At 63.8% G+C, this 15,226-nt stretch carries 12 protein-coding genes; 7 read left to right on the forward strand and 5 right to left on the reverse strand.

Features of this window, described 5'->3' with window-relative positions; all coding sequences use genetic code 11:
- Positions 1 to 19 precede the first annotated feature (19 nt).
- Entirely contained in the window at positions 20 to 2,293 is a 2,274-nt protein-coding gene (locus ACZ0BA_RS01645) for a cyanophycin metabolism-associated ABC transporter (protein ID WP_463449628.1), read from the reverse strand.
- Between the two features lie 335 nt (positions 2,294 to 2,628).
- Here ACZ0BA_RS01645 and ACZ0BA_RS01650 point away from each other — a divergent pair, with 335 nt between their 5' ends.
- The 6 genes from ACZ0BA_RS01650 (at position 2,629) to ACZ0BA_RS01675 (ending at position 11,005) form a co-directional block, all read left to right on the forward strand.
- Positions 2,629 to 4,794 carry a cyanophycin synthetase gene (locus tag ACZ0BA_RS01650; RefSeq protein WP_463449629.1) on the forward strand — a complete coding sequence of 722 codons (2,166 nt, stop codon included), beginning with the start codon at positions 2,629 to 2,631 and terminating at the stop codon, positions 4,792 to 4,794.
- Between the two features lie 28 nt (positions 4,795 to 4,822).
- Positions 4,823 to 7,393 carry a cyanophycin synthetase gene (gene cphA / locus ACZ0BA_RS01655; protein WP_463449630.1) on the forward strand — a complete coding sequence of 857 codons (2,571 nt, stop codon included), beginning with the start codon at positions 4,823 to 4,825 and terminating at the stop codon, positions 7,391 to 7,393.
- A gap of 105 nt (positions 7,394 to 7,498) precedes the next feature.
- Positions 7,499 to 8,962, forward strand: a complete 1,464-nt coding sequence (locus ACZ0BA_RS01660; RefSeq protein ID WP_463449631.1) for a catalase — start codon at positions 7,499 to 7,501, stop codon at positions 8,960 to 8,962.
- A gap of 111 nt (positions 8,963 to 9,073) precedes the next feature.
- The gene (locus ACZ0BA_RS01665) at positions 9,074 to 10,201 is read left to right on the forward strand and encodes a M14 family metallopeptidase (RefSeq protein WP_463449632.1); all 1,128 of its coding nucleotides are present in this window, start codon (positions 9,074 to 9,076) and stop codon (positions 10,199 to 10,201) included.
- Positions 10,202 to 10,203: 2 nt separating this feature from the next.
- Positions 10,204 to 10,668: a CYTH domain-containing protein gene (locus tag ACZ0BA_RS01670; RefSeq protein ID WP_463449633.1), complete on the forward strand. Its 465-nt coding sequence runs from the start codon at positions 10,204 to 10,206 to the stop codon at positions 10,666 to 10,668.
- A 28-nt stretch (positions 10,669 to 10,696) separates the two neighbouring features.
- A complete protein-coding gene (locus ACZ0BA_RS01675; protein WP_463449634.1) occupies positions 10,697 to 11,005 on the forward strand; it encodes a hypothetical protein in 309 nt (102 codons plus the stop codon).
- A gap of 25 nt (positions 11,006 to 11,030) precedes the next feature.
- Here ACZ0BA_RS01675 and ACZ0BA_RS01680 read toward each other — a convergent pair whose 3' ends face one another.
- The 3 genes from ACZ0BA_RS01680 to ACZ0BA_RS01690 form a co-directional block, all read right to left on the reverse strand.
- Positions 11,031 to 12,302 carry a DUF2863 family protein gene (locus ACZ0BA_RS01680; RefSeq protein WP_463449635.1) on the reverse strand — a complete coding sequence of 424 codons (1,272 nt, stop codon included), beginning with the start codon at positions 12,300 to 12,302 and terminating at the stop codon, positions 11,031 to 11,033.
- A 174-nt stretch (positions 12,303 to 12,476) separates the two neighbouring features.
- Positions 12,477 to 12,836, reverse strand: a complete 360-nt coding sequence (locus ACZ0BA_RS01685) for a LamG-like jellyroll fold domain-containing protein (RefSeq protein WP_463449636.1) — start codon at positions 12,834 to 12,836, stop codon at positions 12,477 to 12,479.
- Positions 12,821 to 13,306 (reverse strand): hypothetical protein, encoded by a 486-nt coding sequence (locus ACZ0BA_RS01690; protein ID WP_463449637.1) that lies wholly within the window; start codon positions 13,304 to 13,306, stop codon positions 12,821 to 12,823. Before ACZ0BA_RS01690 ends, ACZ0BA_RS01685 begins: the two co-directional genes overlap by 16 nt.
- A gap of 436 nt (positions 13,307 to 13,742) precedes the next feature.
- Here ACZ0BA_RS01690 and ACZ0BA_RS01695 point away from each other — a divergent pair, with 436 nt between their 5' ends.
- On the forward strand, positions 13,743 to 14,870 hold the full coding sequence (locus ACZ0BA_RS01695) for a PQQ-dependent sugar dehydrogenase (RefSeq protein WP_463449638.1): 1,128 nt from the start codon (positions 13,743 to 13,745) through the stop codon (positions 14,868 to 14,870).
- Positions 14,871 to 14,909: 39 nt separating this feature from the next.
- Here ACZ0BA_RS01695 and ACZ0BA_RS01700 read toward each other — a convergent pair whose 3' ends face one another.
- Positions 14,910 to 15,185 carry a HigA family addiction module antitoxin gene (locus ACZ0BA_RS01700; RefSeq protein ID WP_463449639.1) on the reverse strand — a complete coding sequence of 92 codons (276 nt, stop codon included), beginning with the start codon at positions 15,183 to 15,185 and terminating at the stop codon, positions 14,910 to 14,912.
- Positions 15,186 to 15,226 lie beyond the last annotated feature (41 nt).

Below are 15,226 nucleotides of genomic sequence, written 5' to 3' on the forward strand. Positions count from 1 at the left end.
GTCTCAGTTGCTTCCCTTGTTATTCCTTGCCGCCGGCGTCGCTCATGTCGGTGTCGACATTGCGGGCCTGCGCCTGATACAGGCGGTAGTAGGCGCCTTCGCGCGCCATCAGCACGTCGTGCGAGCCTTCCTCCACTACTACGCCCCGATCGAGCACCACCAGGCGGTCGGCCTTTTGCAGGGTCGACAGGCGGTGGGCGATGGCGATCGTCGTACGGCCCTTCACCAGGTTTTCCAGCGCGCGCTGGATTTCTTTTTCGGTCTCGGAGTCGACCGAGGACGTGGCTTCGTCGAGGATCAGGATCTTCGGATCGATCAGCAGCGCGCGGGCGATCGAGATGCGTTGACGCTCGCCGCCCGACAGGCCTTGTCCACGTTCGCCGACCATCGAGTCGTAACCCTGCGGCAGGCGCAGGATGAATTCGTGCGCGTGCGCGGCCCGGGCGGCGGCGATGATTTCCTCGCGCGTGGCGTCCGGTTTTCCGTAGGCCAGATTCTCGGCGATGGTGCCGAAGAACAGGAACGGCTCCTGCAGCACCAGACCGATGTTGCGGCGGTAGTCCGACACGGCGAACGAGCGGATGTCGACGCCATCAAGCATGATGGCGCCTTCCGAGACGTCGTAGAAGCGGCAGATCAGATTGACCAGGGTCGATTTGCCGGAGCCCGAGTGGCCGACCAGGCCGACCATTTCGCCGGCCTTGATATCGAGGCTGATGCCGCGGTTGACTGCGCGGTTACCGTAACGGAAACCGACTTCGCGCAAGGTGATGTTGCCGTCGACCTTGGCCAGCTTGACCGGGTTGGTCGGCTCGGGCACCGACGACACGTGGTCGAGGATGTCGAAGATGCGCTTGGCCGCCGACGCCGATTTCTGCGTGACCGAGACGATGCGGCTCATCGAGTCGAGACGGCCGTAGAATCGGCTCGAATACGCGATGAACGCCGACAGCACGCCGACGGTGATATTGCCTTTCGAGACCTGGTAAATGCCGAACACCCAGATCACCAGCAGACCGAGTTCGGTCAGGAACGATACCGTCGGCGAGAACAGCGACCAGATTTTATTGAGCTTGTCGTTGACCGCCAGGTTGTGCTGGTTGGCGGTGCGGAAGCGCGCCGCTTCGCGCGACTCCTGCGCGAACGCCTTGACCACGCGGATGCCGGGGATGGTGTCGGCCAGCACGTTGGTCACTTCGCCCCAGACGCGGTCGATCTTTTCAAAGCCCATGCGCAGGCGGTCGCGCACCACGTGGATCAACCAGGCGATGAACGGCAACGGCAGCAGGGTGAAGATCGCCAGCCACGGGTCGATCGAGAACAGGATCACGCCGGTCATGATGATCATCAGGCAGTCGGACGCGAAGTCGAGCAGGTGCAGCGACAGGAACACGCAGATCCTGTCGCTTTCGCTGCCGATGCGCGACATCAGGTCGCCCGTGCGTTTGCCGCCGAAGTATTCCAGCGACAGGCGCAGCAGGTGGTCGTAGGTTTCAGTGCGCAAGTCGGCGCCGATGCGCTCCGACACCAGCGCCAGTACGTACGTCTTGGCCCAGCCGAGTATCCACGCCATCACCGCCGAGGCGACCAGGCCGGACATGTACAGCGCGACCATCGAGGTGTCGACCGGTTTGCCGTTCTGGTACGGGATCAGCACGTTGTCCATCAGCGGGATGGTCAGGTAGGGCGGGATCATATGCGCGCCGGTACTCAGTAACATCAGCGAGAATCCCAGTGCGAGCTGAAATTTGTACGGCCTGGCGAAGCGCCACAGGCGGAACAGCGTCCACGTCGACGGCGGCGTGTAGATCACTTTCGTGCAGACCGGGCATTCCTCCTGGTCCGGTTCCAGCGGCGCCTTGCAGCTCGGGCAGATGCTTTTTTCTTCGGTGATGACGGGTACGCCGGTGGCGTGGCTGTCGAGGTGCGTCGAGAACGCTTCGACCAAGCGGATGGCGTTGAGGTTTTGGCCCAAGGTGAAGCGCCACGCCGCGAGGCGGCCGCTGGCGCCGATCAGTTCGAGGTGGCCGACGCCGGCGTGGTCGTGGTGCTGCAAGGTGAGATCATGCGAAAACGGCCACGATTGCCATTGTTGCTGCCCCGGCGCGCGCGCCAGCAGGCGCGTGGCGGTCACGACAATGACGCCCTTGGCGAAACGAAGTTGCTGATCCAGGTCAACCTCCAGGGCACTTACAACGTTTTCCTCTTTGGAAAGCTGTCCCTGTATCTCGGAGCGCCAGCGTTCAGGAAGCTCGCCGAGGCTGGATACGGTGGAAAGTTGTTGGGTTGTCATCGTGCGGCTTACTCCGGGTCGAAAAAATGGTGAAACTAGCATCGGCACTCTACAACAATCGCTTTGCCAATAAGGTGTTGCGGCTGGTATAAGTAATTATTTACGGTATTCTGTCAGTGCATCAACAGTTGAGTCGCTTGTTTGGCTCAGCCATAAAAAAACCGGGCTTTTGTACTGGCGGCAAGTATAACGCACAGACATCGGGGTCGGTGGACGTGATGAACTTGGTCAAAGCAACGGGTGGGCCAAACAGGATTTGGTGGCAAGCGGTGGTACGGGTTTAAAATACGGCGCAGGCTGGCCACGGCTGATAACAAAGATACAAGAATAGAAACATGACCAAGAAGAAAGACATTGAAGTCCTCCGCGTAACCCATTTGCGCGGTCCCAACATCTGGACCTATCGCCCGGTAATCGAGGCATGGCTGGACATTGGCGAATTGGAAAACTATCCGTCGAATCTGTTGCCGGGATTGTATGAGCGCCTCACCGCGATCCTGCCCGGCCTGATCGTGCACCGCTGCGGCGTGGGCGAGGTCGGCGGCTTCCTCGAGCGCCTGCGCGACGGCACCTATGCCGGCCACATCCTCGAACATGTGGTGCTGGAGTTACAAAACATGGCCGGCATGAAAACCGGTTTCGGTAAAACGCGGCAGATCGGTGAGGACACCGGCCTGTACAAGATGGCGTTCCGCACCCGCCAGGAGCAGGTCGGCCGCGCCGCGCTGGAGGCGGGCCGCGACCTGCTGATGGCGATGATCGAGGACCGTCCCTACGACCTGGCCGCCAAGGTGGCCGAGCTGACCGACATGGTCGAGTCGCTGTGCCTGGGGCCGAGCACCGCCAACATCGTCGATGCCGCCACCGACCGCAAAATCCCGTCGATCCGTCTGACAGACGGCAACCTGGTGCAGCTCGGCCACGGCGCCGCGCAGCGCCGCATCTGGACCGCCGAAACCGAGCAGACCAGCGCCATCGCCGAAGGCATCGCCAGCGACAAGGACCTGACCAAAAGCCTGCTGGCCTCCTGCGGCGTGCCGGTGCCCGAAGGTGAACTGGTCACCAGCGCCGAAGCGGCATGGGCGGCGGCCCAGGACATCGGCGTGCCGGTGGTGCTCAAACCGTACGACGGCAACCATGGGCGCGGGGTTTCGCTGAACCTGATGACGGAAGCCGATGTGGTGGCCGCCTACGAACTGGCGGCGCGCAAGGGCGACAGCAAAAGTGTCATCGTCGAGCGTTTCATCCCGGGCGACGAACACCGCCTGCTGGTGGTCGGCAAGCGCCTGATCGCGGCCGCCGCGGGTGAATCGCTGTGGGTCACCGGCGACGGCAAATCGAACATCCTCGACTTGTGCAATACGCAGATCAACACCGATCCGCGTCGCGGCGAGGTCGAGGACGCGCCGCTGGGCGTGGTCAAGCCGCATGAATCGGGCGAGATCATTCTGGAGCTCGAGCGCCAGGGCATGACCTGGCAATCGGTGCCGCTGGACGGCCAGAAGGTGCTGATCCAGCCGAACGGCAACGTCGCCACCGACGTCACCGACCGGGTGCACCCGCAGGTGGCCGCGATGGCCACGCTGGCCGCGCGCGTGGTCGGCCTGGACATCGCCGGCATCGATCTGGTGGCGGCCGATATTTCGCGTCCGCTGCACGAGCAGGGCGGCGCCATCATCGAAGTCAACGCCAGTCCGGGCCTGCTGGCCCACCTGAAGCCGGCCAACGGCGAGCCGCGCAACGTCGGCGCGGCGATCGTCGACCATTTGTTCGCCGAAGAGGAAAGCGGCCGCATGCCGATCGTCGGCATCACCGGCAAGCACGGTACCACCATGGCTTCGCGCCTGATCGCCTGGCTGCTGCAAATCAGCGGCAAGAAGGTCGGCCTGACCTGCGCCGACGGCTTGTTCGTCAACGGCCGCCTGCTGCCGCGCGACGGCTTCAGCGACTGGGAAACCGGCGAGCGCCTGCTGCTGAATAAAAACGTCGAGGCGGCGGTGTTCGAATCGAGCGCGCGCATGATCCTGACCGAAGGCCTGGCCTACGACAAATGCGCCGTCGGCGTGGTCACCGACGTCAGCGACGTCGAAGAACTCAGCGAGTTCTATATCGACAGCGCCGACAAGCTGTATGGCGTGCTGCGCACCCAGGTCGACGTGATCCTGCCGAGCGGCGTCGCGGTGCTCAACGCCGCCGACGAGCAGGTGGTGGACATGGCCCGCCTGTGCGATGGCGAAGTGATTTTCTACGGCGTCGACGAGCACCTGGCCGCCATCGCCGCGCATCGCCAGGATAGCGAGCGCGTGGTGTTCCAGCGGGCCCACTGCATCGTCATGGCCCAGGGCCACGACGAGGTGGCGAGCCTGCCGCTGTCGCCGCTGGTGCCACCGGAAGCGGTGCTGGCCGCGATCGCCGCCGGCTGGGCGCTGGGACTGACGCCCGATTTGATCGGCGCCGGCCTGCGCACCTTCGATGCGAATCCGAAGCGCACCCATCACTGATAACTTCACTGAAAGAACACGAAGATTTATGGAAGTTCAACGCACCCGTGCCCTCCGCGGCCCCAATCTCTGGAGCCACCACACGGCGGTCGAAGTCATCGTCTCCTGTCCGCCCGAGGAGCAGTCGATCGCGCTGCTGCCAGGTTTCGAGCAGCGCCTGCACGCGCGCTTTCCCGCCATCGGCGCGCTGCGCACCACCGGCCGCGCCGACGACGTGCCGCTGGCCCGCGTGCTGGAAGTGGCGATACTGAGCCTGCAGGCGCAAGCCGGCTGCCCGGTCACCTTCAGCCGCACCAGCGCCACGCTGGAAAATGGCATCTACCAGACCGTGGTGGAGTACACCGAGGAAGCCGTGGGCCGCCTGGCCGTGACGCTGGCTGAAAACCTGATCAACGCCGCGCTGGCCGACACGCCGTTCGACCTGACCGGCGCGCTGAACGAACTGCGCGACCTCGACGAGGATGTGCGCCTTGGCCCGAGCACCGGCGCCATCGTCAGCGCCGCTGTCGCCCGCGACATCCCGATCCGCCGCCTGACCGAGGGCAGCATGGTGATGTTCGGCTGGGGTTCGAAACAGCGCCGCATCCAGGCCGCCGAAATGGACAGCACCAGCGCCATTGGCGAATCGATCGCGCAGGACAAGGAACTGACCAAGAAGCTGCTGCACGCGGCCGGCGTGCCGGTGCCTATCGGCCGCTCGGTCGACGACATCGAAGACGCCTGGGCCGCCGCACAGGAAATCGGCCTGCCCGTGGTGGTCAAGCCGAAGGACGGCAACCAGGGCAAGGGCGTCACCGTCAACGTGATGACCAAGGAGGCGCTGGCGCAGGCCTTCAACACCGCGCGCGAATTCCGCGACGACATCATGGTCGAGCGCTATCTGCCGGGCCACGATTTCCGCCTGCTCGTCATCGGCAACAAGCTGATCGCCGCCGCGCGCCGCGATCCGCCGCAGGTGGTCGGCGACGGCAGCCACTCGGTGCGTGAGCTGGTCGACATCGTCAACGCCGATCCGCGTCGCGGCAGCGGCCATTCGACTTCGCTGACCAAGATCCGTTTCGACGACATCGCCCTGGCGCGTCTGGCGCTGCAGGACCTCGACGCCGATTCCGTGCCGGCCAAGGGCCAGCGCGTCATCCTGCGCAACAACGCCAACCTGTCGACCGGCGGCACCGCCACCGACGTCACCGACGACGTGCACCCGGAAGTGGCGGCGCGCGCGGTCGAGGCGGCGCAGATGATCGGCCTCGATATCTGCGGCGTCGACGTGGTGTGCGAAGGCGTGCTGCAACCGTTCGACAACCAGCGCGGCGGCGTGGTGGAAGTGAACGCCGCCCCGGGCCTGCGCATGCACATCGCGCCGTCGTACGGCAAGGGCCGCGCGGTCGGCGAGGCGATCGTCAACACCATGTTCGCGCCCGGCGAGAACGGCCGCATTCCCGTGGTCGCGGTCACCGGCACCAACGGCAAGACCACCACGGTGCGCCTGATCGCGCACCTGCTGACGGCCAGCGGCCTGCGCACGGGCATGACCAACACCGACGGCGTCTATATCGAAGGCCGCCAGACCGACAGCGGCGACTGCAGCGGTCCGCGCAGCGCCCGCAACGTGCTGCTGCATCCCGATGTGGACGCGGCGGTGTTCGAGACCGCCCGTGGCGGCGTGCTGCGCGAGGGCCTGGCCTTCGACCGCTGCCAGGTCGCCGTGGTCACCAATATCGGCAGCGGCGACCACCTCGGCTTGAACTACATCACCACGGTCGAAGACCTGGCGGTGCTCAAGCGCGTGATCGTGCAGAACGTCTCCGAAAACGGCTTCGCGGTGCTCAACGCGGTCGATCCGATCGTCGCCGGCATGGCGGCCACTTGCCGTGGCAAGGTGATCTTCTTCGGCGCCGATGGCGGCCATCCGGTGATCGCCACGCATCGGGCGCAGGGCAGCCGCACCGTGTACGTCGAGGACGGCCATATCGTCGCGGCGGAAGGCAAGCAGCTGAACAAGATCGCGTTGGCGCAGGTGCCGATCACCCGCAACGGTGCCATCGGCTTCCAGGTGGAGAACGTGATGGCGTCCGTGGCCGCCGCGTGGGGCGTGGGCATCAGCTGGGACGCGATCCGTCTCGGCCTGAAAACCTTCGCCAACGATTCGGACAACGCGCCGGGCCGTTTCAATGTGTTCGACTACAAGGGCGCGACGCTGATCGCCGACTACGGCCACAATCCGGACGCCATCCTCGCGCTGGTGCAGGCGGTGGAAACCATGCCGGCCAAGCGCCGCGCGGTGGTGATTTCCGGCGCCGGCGACCGTCGTGACGAGGACATCAAGCAGCAGACCGAAATCCTCGGCCGCGCGTTCGACGATGTGATTCTGTACGAAGACCAGTGCCAGCGCGGACGGGTCGACGGCGAAGTGGTGGCCCTGCTGCGTTCGGGCCTGAACGGTGCGCCGCGCACGTCGCACGTGCAGGAGATCTACGGCGAGTTCCTGGCCATCGACACGGCGCTGGCGCGCCTGGGCGAAGGCGACCTGTGTCTGATCCTGATCGACCAAGTGGAAGACGCGCTGGCGCACATCGCCAAGCGCATCGCGGAGGCGTAAACACGGCTTATTGCCTTTGGCTATCAAATCCATAGTTATTTATAGTTTTGAACTATGGATTTGCCTCGTTACAATAGTCCCATACTATCAACGAGGAGCCAAAGCATGAGCCAGCCACCTATCACCACCGCATCGGGCATCCCGGTCGCCGACAACCAGAACTCCATCAGCGCGGGCCGGCGCGGCCCCTTGCTGCTGCAGGACTTCCACCTGATCGAGAAGCTGCAGCACTTCAACCGCGAGCGGATCCCCGAGCGCGTGGTCCACGCCAAAGGCTCTGGCGCCTACGGCACCTTCACCGTCACCCACGACATCACCAAATTCACCAAGGCCAAGCTGTTCTCGGCCATCGGCAAGCAAACCGAAACCTTCGTGCGCTTTTCCACCGTTGGCGGCGAGCGAGGCAGCGCAGACACCGAACGCGATCCGCGCGGCTTTGCCATGCGCTTCTACACGGAGGAGGGCAACTGGGACCTGGTCGGCAACAACACGCCGATGTTCTTCATCAAGGACGGCATCAAGTTCCCGGACTTCATCCACACGCAAAAGCGCGACCCGCAGACCAACCTGAAGTCGCCGACGATGATGTTCGACTTCTGGAGCAAAACCCCGGAAAGCCTGCACCAGGTCACGATGCTGTTCTCGGATCGCGGCACGCCGGACGGCTACCGCCACATGGACGGTTTCGGCAGCCACACCTTCAGTTTGATCAACGACGCCGGCGAGCGTGTGTACTGCAAATGGCACCTGAAGACCAAACAAGGCATCAAGAACCTGCCGGCCGCCGAAGCGGGCCGCTTGGCCGGTGAAGATCCGGACTACGCGCAGCGCGACCTGTTCGGCGCTATCGCCGCCGGCGACTTCCCGCAGTGGGAAGTGAAGCTGCAGATCGCGACCGAAGCCGAACTGGCCGCGTGGGAGGCGCGCACCGGCTGGAATCCGTTCGACCTGACCAAGGTATGGCCGCACAAGGACTTCCCGCTGATCCCGGTGGGCGTTTTCGAATTGAACCGCAATCCGCTGAACTACCACGCGGAAGTCGAGCAGGCCGCGTTGTCGCCGTCGAACGTGGTGCCGGGTTTGGGCTACTCGCCGGACAAGATGCTGCAGGCGCGCCTGTTCGCCTACCACGACGCCCAGTTGTACCGCGTCGGCACCAACCACCAGCACCTGCCGGTGAACGCGCCGCGCTGCCCGGTGCACAACCAGCAGCGCGACGGCGCGATGGCGATCGCCAACGGCGGCGCGGCGCAGAACTACCAGCCGGTCGAATCGAACGGCAGCAATCCAGAGGGCCTGGGTCACGGCGAACCGGCGCTGGCGCTGGACGGCGGCGCGGCACGCTACGACGGTCGCGGCAAGGAAGATGACTACACGCAGGCCGGTAATCTGTTCCGGCTGCTGCCGGCCGAGGAAAAGCTCAACCTGTTCAACAACATAGCAGGACCGTTGAGCCAGGTGAACGCCGAAATCATCGCCCGCCAGCTGGGTCACTTCGACCAGGCCGACCCGGCCTACGGCGCCGGCGTGCGCGCCGCGCTGAAGGCGAAAGGCGTCAATCTCGACTGAGCCGGGTAGTTACGTGGGGCGGATTACGCGTTGCGCGCCAATCCGCCCCACGGGGCTTTGCAGCTTCCGACTGGTAAAATAGCGTCATCGGTATTCACTTATTGGATCGACATGACCATCAAAATCAGCCAGAACTTCGACTCCGGCGCCATCGAAGTGTTGCGCGCCGACAGCGCCGCCACCATCGAACTGAATCTGCGCAAGGACTCGCACGCGGATATCCACCAGTGGTTCCATTTCCGCCTGCAGGGCGCGCGCGGTCAGCAGGTGACGATGCGCTTCCTCAACGCCGGCCAGGCGACCTACGCCAAGGGCTACGAGAACTACCAAGCGGTGGCCAGTTACGACAGCGAGAACTGGTTCCGCGTGCCGACCACCTTCGACGGCGCCGTCATGACGATCCGTCACACGCCGGACCTCGACAGCGTCTATTACGCCTATTTCGAGCCATATTCGTTCGAGCGCCATCTGCGCCTGCTGGGCGAAGTGGCGGAGAACCCGCTGGCGCGCGTGCTTGACTTGGGCAGCACAGTCGATGGCCGCGACATGAACCTGGTCGTCATCGGCAAGGCGGAAGCGGAAAAGAAAATCTGGTTCATCGCGCGCCAGCATCCGGGCGAGTCGATGGCCGAATGGTTTATCGAAGGCTTGATCGATACGCTGCTCGACGACTCGAATCCGATCGCGCGCAAGCTGCTGCAGCGCTGCGTGTTCTACATCGTGCCGAACATGAACCCGGACGGCTCGGTGCGCGGCAACCTGCGCACCAACGCCGCCGGCGCCAATCTCAATCGCGAATGGATGACGCCATCGGTCGAGCGCAGCCCGGAAGTGCTGTACGTGAAGCAGAAGATGCACGAAACCGGCATCGACATGTTCTTCGATATCCACGGCGACGAGGCGCTGCCGTACAACTTCGTGGCCGGTAACGAGATGCTGGAGAACTTCAGCGACGAGCGCCGCGCCAAGCAGCAGGCCTTCATCGACCGCTACAAAAACGCCAGCCCGGACTTCCAGGATAAAGTCGGCTACGCGGCCAGCAAATACAAGGAAGACATGCTGACGTTGGCGTCCAAGTACGTCGGCCACCACTTCGGTTGCCTGGCGCTGACGCTGGAGATGCCGTTCAAGGACAACGCCGACCTGCCGGATCCGTACGTGGGCTGGAACGGCTCGCGCAGCGCGGCGCTGGGCGCGGCGATCCTGCAGCCTATCCTGCTGTCGCTGGACGACTACTGATCGTGGGCGTCGAAATCGAGCGCAAGTTCCTGGTGCGCGGCGACGCGTGGAAGAGCCTTGGCGAGCCGATGTTTTTCCGCCAGGGCTATCTGTCGTCGCACAAGGAGCGGGTGGTGCGCGTGCGCATCGAGGGCGACCGCGCGGTGATGACGATCAAAGGCCGCAACGTCGGCGCCTCGCGCGGCGAGTGGGAGTATGAGATCCCGATGGCCGACGCCGTGGAGCTGCTCGATGGTTTATGCGAGCAGCCGCTGATCGAAAAATACCGCCGCCGCATCGACTTCGCCGGCAATGTGTGGGAGGTCGATGAGTTCCTGGGCGCCAATGCCGGACTGGTGGTGGCAGAGATCGAACTGGACTCGGAAGAACAGGCATTCGACAAGCCGGAGTGGGTGGCGGATGAGGTCACGGACGACCTGCGCTACCTCAATTCGAGCCTGATTAAACACCCGTTTTCGGCTTGGTAGCCAGCGAAATTTGGTCTAAGCTTATGGGATGGATAGCGAAGTTGCAGCGCTCAGAGCGCATATCGATGCAATCGTGCCGACGTTAGCAACGAAGGCCGATATCGAAGTGTTGCGTGCCGAAATGCATAAGATGTCCGCCGAAGGTTATCGCTGGATGGTGGCGTCGATGATTGGCATGTTCATCGGCTTCGGCGGTTTGTATTTTGCCGCCAACAGGTCGTTCGATGCGCGGCCTGCGGCGCAGACGGTTTCCCCAGCAGTTGTGCAAGCTGCGCCGCAGCCACCTGTTGTCATCTATCTGCCCCAGCCTCAGCCACAGCCGCAGTCAGCCAAATAAAAAAAGCCCCGAGGGGCTTTTTTTATTAATGGAAGTGCTCGGTGCCGCTGGGGGCGTCTTCCGGCATTTCCGCGTGCGCCAATTCACCGACCGGGTCGGCAAACAATGGCGCGCCGCAATCGTCGCAGAACTCGGCCACATACCGCTCCGCATGCTTCTTGATCTGCGTGATGCCGGCCGCGTTCAGGTGCGCAACGATCTCTTCCACCGGCGTAACCGGCTTCTGCACCACACCGCCCGGACCGCCTTGCAGCGGACCTTCCGGCGGCGTGCCTTCCTCGTCTTCCTGTCCGTACAACGGCCACACCACGCCGTAGATCACGTCCGGCGTCGAGCGCTGCGTGAAGGCCACACGGTACTCGTCGATCTGGCCGTCGGCCGATTCCTCGCCGAAGCCGGCCACCACCGCGCGCAACTCCGACGGTTCGACCGCCAGGGTGTGCGTCAGGTAGTGCACGGCCGCGCGGATCGACACCGGACGGATCAGCTTGTCCGCCTCGCGGCAGGCCATGTAGTAGGCCTCCGGCAGCAACAGCTCGATGCCGCAGCCGGGCAGCAGACGGGTGACCGTCGGCGTGACCTGCTCGCGCCATTGCTCCAGCGCGGTGGCGCGCTCGTTGGCGAAATTGCTTTGATTCGACGGCATCTGCCAGCGGAACAGCGGGGCGCCGGCCGGGGCCACGACCGCCACCAGCAGGTAGCGCGTGTCGGCCAGGAACGGCGCCGTCTCGGGCACCTTGGTGTCGGCCTTGAGCACGGTGCCCTTGATCGCGGCTTGCGCCAGTTTGTGCACCTTGCCGTAGGTCTCGACGTGGCTGCGCGGCAGCTGGTCGATCGAGAACAGGGTAGGGGACATCGCCATGCGCGTGCCGTCTGCCAGCAGGTGGGCGCTGAAATGCGCCGACAAGGTTTGCAGGATGTCGGCAGGAATCGCGCCGGACGCGATCGAGAAGCGGGTCCACGCCAGGATGGGCGCCGCCACCAGCAACACGTCGTATTGCTTGGCCACGCCGTCGGCGGTATCGATGGTGATGCTGCTCGATTCACTGACCGCTTCGACGCCATCCATCAACACGTCGTAGGCGTTCAAGTCTTCCTTGAATAGCGCGTTGAGCGTGGCGTCGATGGTGTCCTGGTGGCCGGTCTTGAGGAGTTTCTGGAGCTGTGCATCGAGGTTGTGTTCCCACGACCGCTCTTCAAGCCGGCTGGCCGCCTGACCGACCGCCTGAGCGTAGGTGACGAGACGCTGGCTTTCGACAGACAATTTATGGGATGAATCTTTAGATGGACGACGCATAGCGCAATAAGAGTCTTATAAAATTAGTGAAAAAGCGGATCAGTCGGGCGGATGATAGCCCTTATGACACGTATTGTAGTTGATTCGCTCGGCTAACTCTTATTAGTTCGGGACAGGGGTGCGGAAATCAAGTCCGCGCGCCGGCAAGCGGGCCTGCGGCGGCGCGCGGATCGTTTATTGCGCCACCGCCAGCGCTGCGACTTGCACTGCGGTCATCGCGCCGTTGTAGATGCGGAATTCATCGACCTTGCCGTTGAAGTAGGAATCGGCCGGGAACTGCGAGCGGCCAATCCAGTTCTTGTCGGTATCGTCCAGCCGGAACGGCGCGCGCGGCGTCAGGAACAGATACTGGTTCATGCCCGTCCCGAAGTCGAACACCCGCTCCCAGTCGCGCGCCGCGTTCCAGAAGACCTTGGCGGCGATGGTGAAGTCGGCCAGCTCGGCGGCCACACCGGTCGGCAGCGTGACATACTGGTCGACGCCGTTAAAGCTCAGCGGTCCCACGCGGGTCAACAAGGTCAGCGCGGTGTCCACCCTGCCTCCCTGGACGGCGCGCTGTCGCCCGTTGGCGTGGCCGCCGTGACCACATAATAATAGACGCCGGCGGCGATGCCGCTGTCGGTGTAAGTCAGCAGGTCGCTGATGCCGCTGGCAACGGTGGTGTACGGGCCGCCGGCGGTGGTGGCGCGCTTGACCGTATAGCCGGTGGCATAGGCCGAACCCCACCACGACAGCTCAATCTTGCCGCCGACCAGGCGTGCGGTCAGTCCACTTGGCGCGGCGCCGGCCGCGATCGGCTCGCGGGTGAAGGTGAGGGTGCCGAGGCCGAGCTGGTCGCCGTTGCCGCCGTCGCCCTCGACCCCGATTTTTTTCGTCATCATCGTGACGTAGGGCGCCGCCAGGCCGAGGCGGTTGACGTAGTGGTTGCGCACCATTTCCCACACCGCGCGCGTGGCCGGCAACCCGGCGGGGGAAATGCCCAGGCCGGTGCCGTGTCGCGGCACCGTTGCCGGCGCCGGTCTTATAGTAATTGACGGCCTCGTCGTACAGGTCTTGGTGGTCGCACAGCACGCCGATGGCCAGGATCGATGCCAGGTTGCACTGGTCCCAATTGGCCCAGTAATTGGTGATGTCGGCGTCGTTGTGCTGCACCAGGAATTGGTGGTTGAGCGGATAGAACACTCGGACAGGTTGTTGCGGATGACAGTGGCCACCGGACGGGGGGAGTTGTTGCTGCCGAGGTGAGAGCGGCCGGTGTTCAGCAGCGCGTTCCAGCCGTCGAGCCAGGGTTGTGCGCCGGCCGCGACCTTGGCGCTGTCGGCTAATTCGTCGGGCCGCGACTAGTGGAGCGTCTGCATTGGGCTATTTGTTCTACACTTCCCAACACACCTCGGCATACTTTTCGCCCCAGCATCCTGGCGTCAATCCGCAAATGGAGATATGGAAAACATGAATTTGAGCATGCTCGGCTTTGCCACCACTTTCTCGCTCACCCTGCTCGCATTCGCCGCCGCCCCGGCGGCCGCAGCGGCGACCGGCGGCCTGCCTTTCGAGGTCAAGCCGGTCGGCACATTCAAGAGCCCATGGGCCATGGCATTCCTGCCCAACGGCAACCTGCTGGTGACGCAAAAGGAGGGGACGATGATCCTGTTCGATCCCGCAAGCGGTACCAAGCGAACAGTGTCCGGCACGCCCGCCGTCAGCAGCAGCGGTCAGGGGGCGCTCATGGACATCGTGCTCGCTCCCGATTTCGCGGCCAGCAAGAAGCTCTACTTCAGCTACTCCGAGGCGGGTTCCGGTGGCAGCAGTCGGGTCGTGCTGGCCACCGCGACGCTCGATCAGGCAGGCGGCACGCTCAAGGATACAAAGGCCATTTTCCGCGGCGAGGATGCTTCCACTGGCGGGCACTATTCGGGCCGCATCGGCTTTTCGCCGGATGGCAAATATCTATTCTTCACCAGTGGCGACCGCCAGCTTTTTGATCCTGCGCAGGACCCCAAGTCGACGCTCGGCAAGGTGCTGCGCCTGAACCTCGACGGCACGCCGGCCGCCGGCAACCCGCTCGCGGCCAAGGGCTTCCATGCAGCCGTCTGGTCGTATGGCCACCGCAACCTGCTGGGCATCGCCTTCGACACGCAGGGGCGCCTGTGGGAAATGGAGATGGGGCCGCGCCATGGCGACGAGATCAACCTGATCAAGCCAGGCCTCAACTATGGCTGGCCGAAGGCATCGAATGGCAACCACTATGACGGCCGGGACATCCCCGACCACGCGCCTGGCGACGGCTTCGAGGCCCCGAAAGTGTCCTGGAATCCGGCTATTTCGCCGGGTGGCTTGGCCTACTACGATGCGGACCTGTTCCCGAAGTGGAAAAATTCCCTCTTCATCACCGGCCTCTCGGGCCAGTCGCTGGACCGCATCGCCCTCGACGGCGAGAGCGCGGCCAAGAAGGATCATTGGGACATGGGCGAACGAATCCGCGCCGTGCGCACCGGCCCGGATGGCGCGTTATGGCTGCTGGAAGACGGTTCGCGCGGCCGGCTGCTGATGCTCACACCGAAGAGGTAGGCCAGCGGGTGCTGACCAGTAGCCGGGGAATTTTCCGTCCTAAGCTGCAAACGGTTCAATGGCAGGTCTCTTGACCTTGCCAGCTTGGTGAAGATCGTATTGCAGCTGCATACCAGCCCAAAGCTCGGGGCTAGTACCAAAAGCAGCGCCGAGGCGATAGGCCATGTCAGGCGATACGCCAGACTCGCCCGTTACAACACGCTGGAGAGTGACCCGGCCTACTCCGAGCCGGGCGGCCGCATCGGTTACGGTAACGTCACCCAGGTACTCCCTCAATACTTCCCCAGGGTGAGGTGGGTTGTGCATACGAGTCATGTAATGCTCCATTTGGTTAGTGGTAGTCGAGATAGTCAACG

The sequence above is a fragment of the Duganella sp. AC917 genome, assembly GCF_979258245.1.

Excerpts from the sequence above, each read along its gene's own strand:
- ACZ0BA_RS01645 (WP_463449628.1), bottom strand. The coding sequence starts at position 2,293 with ATGACAACCCAACAACTTTCCACCGTATCCAGCCTCGGCGAGCTTCCT.
- ACZ0BA_RS01650 (WP_463449629.1), top strand. The coding sequence starts at position 2,629 with ATGACCAAGAAGAAAGACATTGAAGTCCTCCGCGTAACCCATTTGCGC.
- cphA (WP_463449630.1), top strand. The coding sequence starts at position 4,823 with ATGGAAGTTCAACGCACCCGTGCCCTCCGCGGCCCCAATCTCTGGAGC.
- ACZ0BA_RS01660 (WP_463449631.1), top strand. The coding sequence starts at position 7,499 with ATGAGCCAGCCACCTATCACCACCGCATCGGGCATCCCGGTCGCCGAC.
- ACZ0BA_RS01665 (WP_463449632.1), top strand. The coding sequence starts at position 9,074 with ATGACCATCAAAATCAGCCAGAACTTCGACTCCGGCGCCATCGAAGTG.
- ACZ0BA_RS01675 (WP_463449634.1), top strand. The coding sequence starts at position 10,697 with ATGGATAGCGAAGTTGCAGCGCTCAGAGCGCATATCGATGCAATCGTG.
- ACZ0BA_RS01680 (WP_463449635.1), bottom strand. The coding sequence starts at position 12,302 with ATGCGTCGTCCATCTAAAGATTCATCCCATAAATTGTCTGTCGAAAGC.
- ACZ0BA_RS01695 (WP_463449638.1), top strand. The coding sequence starts at position 13,743 with ATGGAAAACATGAATTTGAGCATGCTCGGCTTTGCCACCACTTTCTCG.
- ACZ0BA_RS01700 (WP_463449639.1), bottom strand. The coding sequence starts at position 15,185 with ATGACTCGTATGCACAACCCACCTCACCCTGGGGAAGTATTGAGGGAG.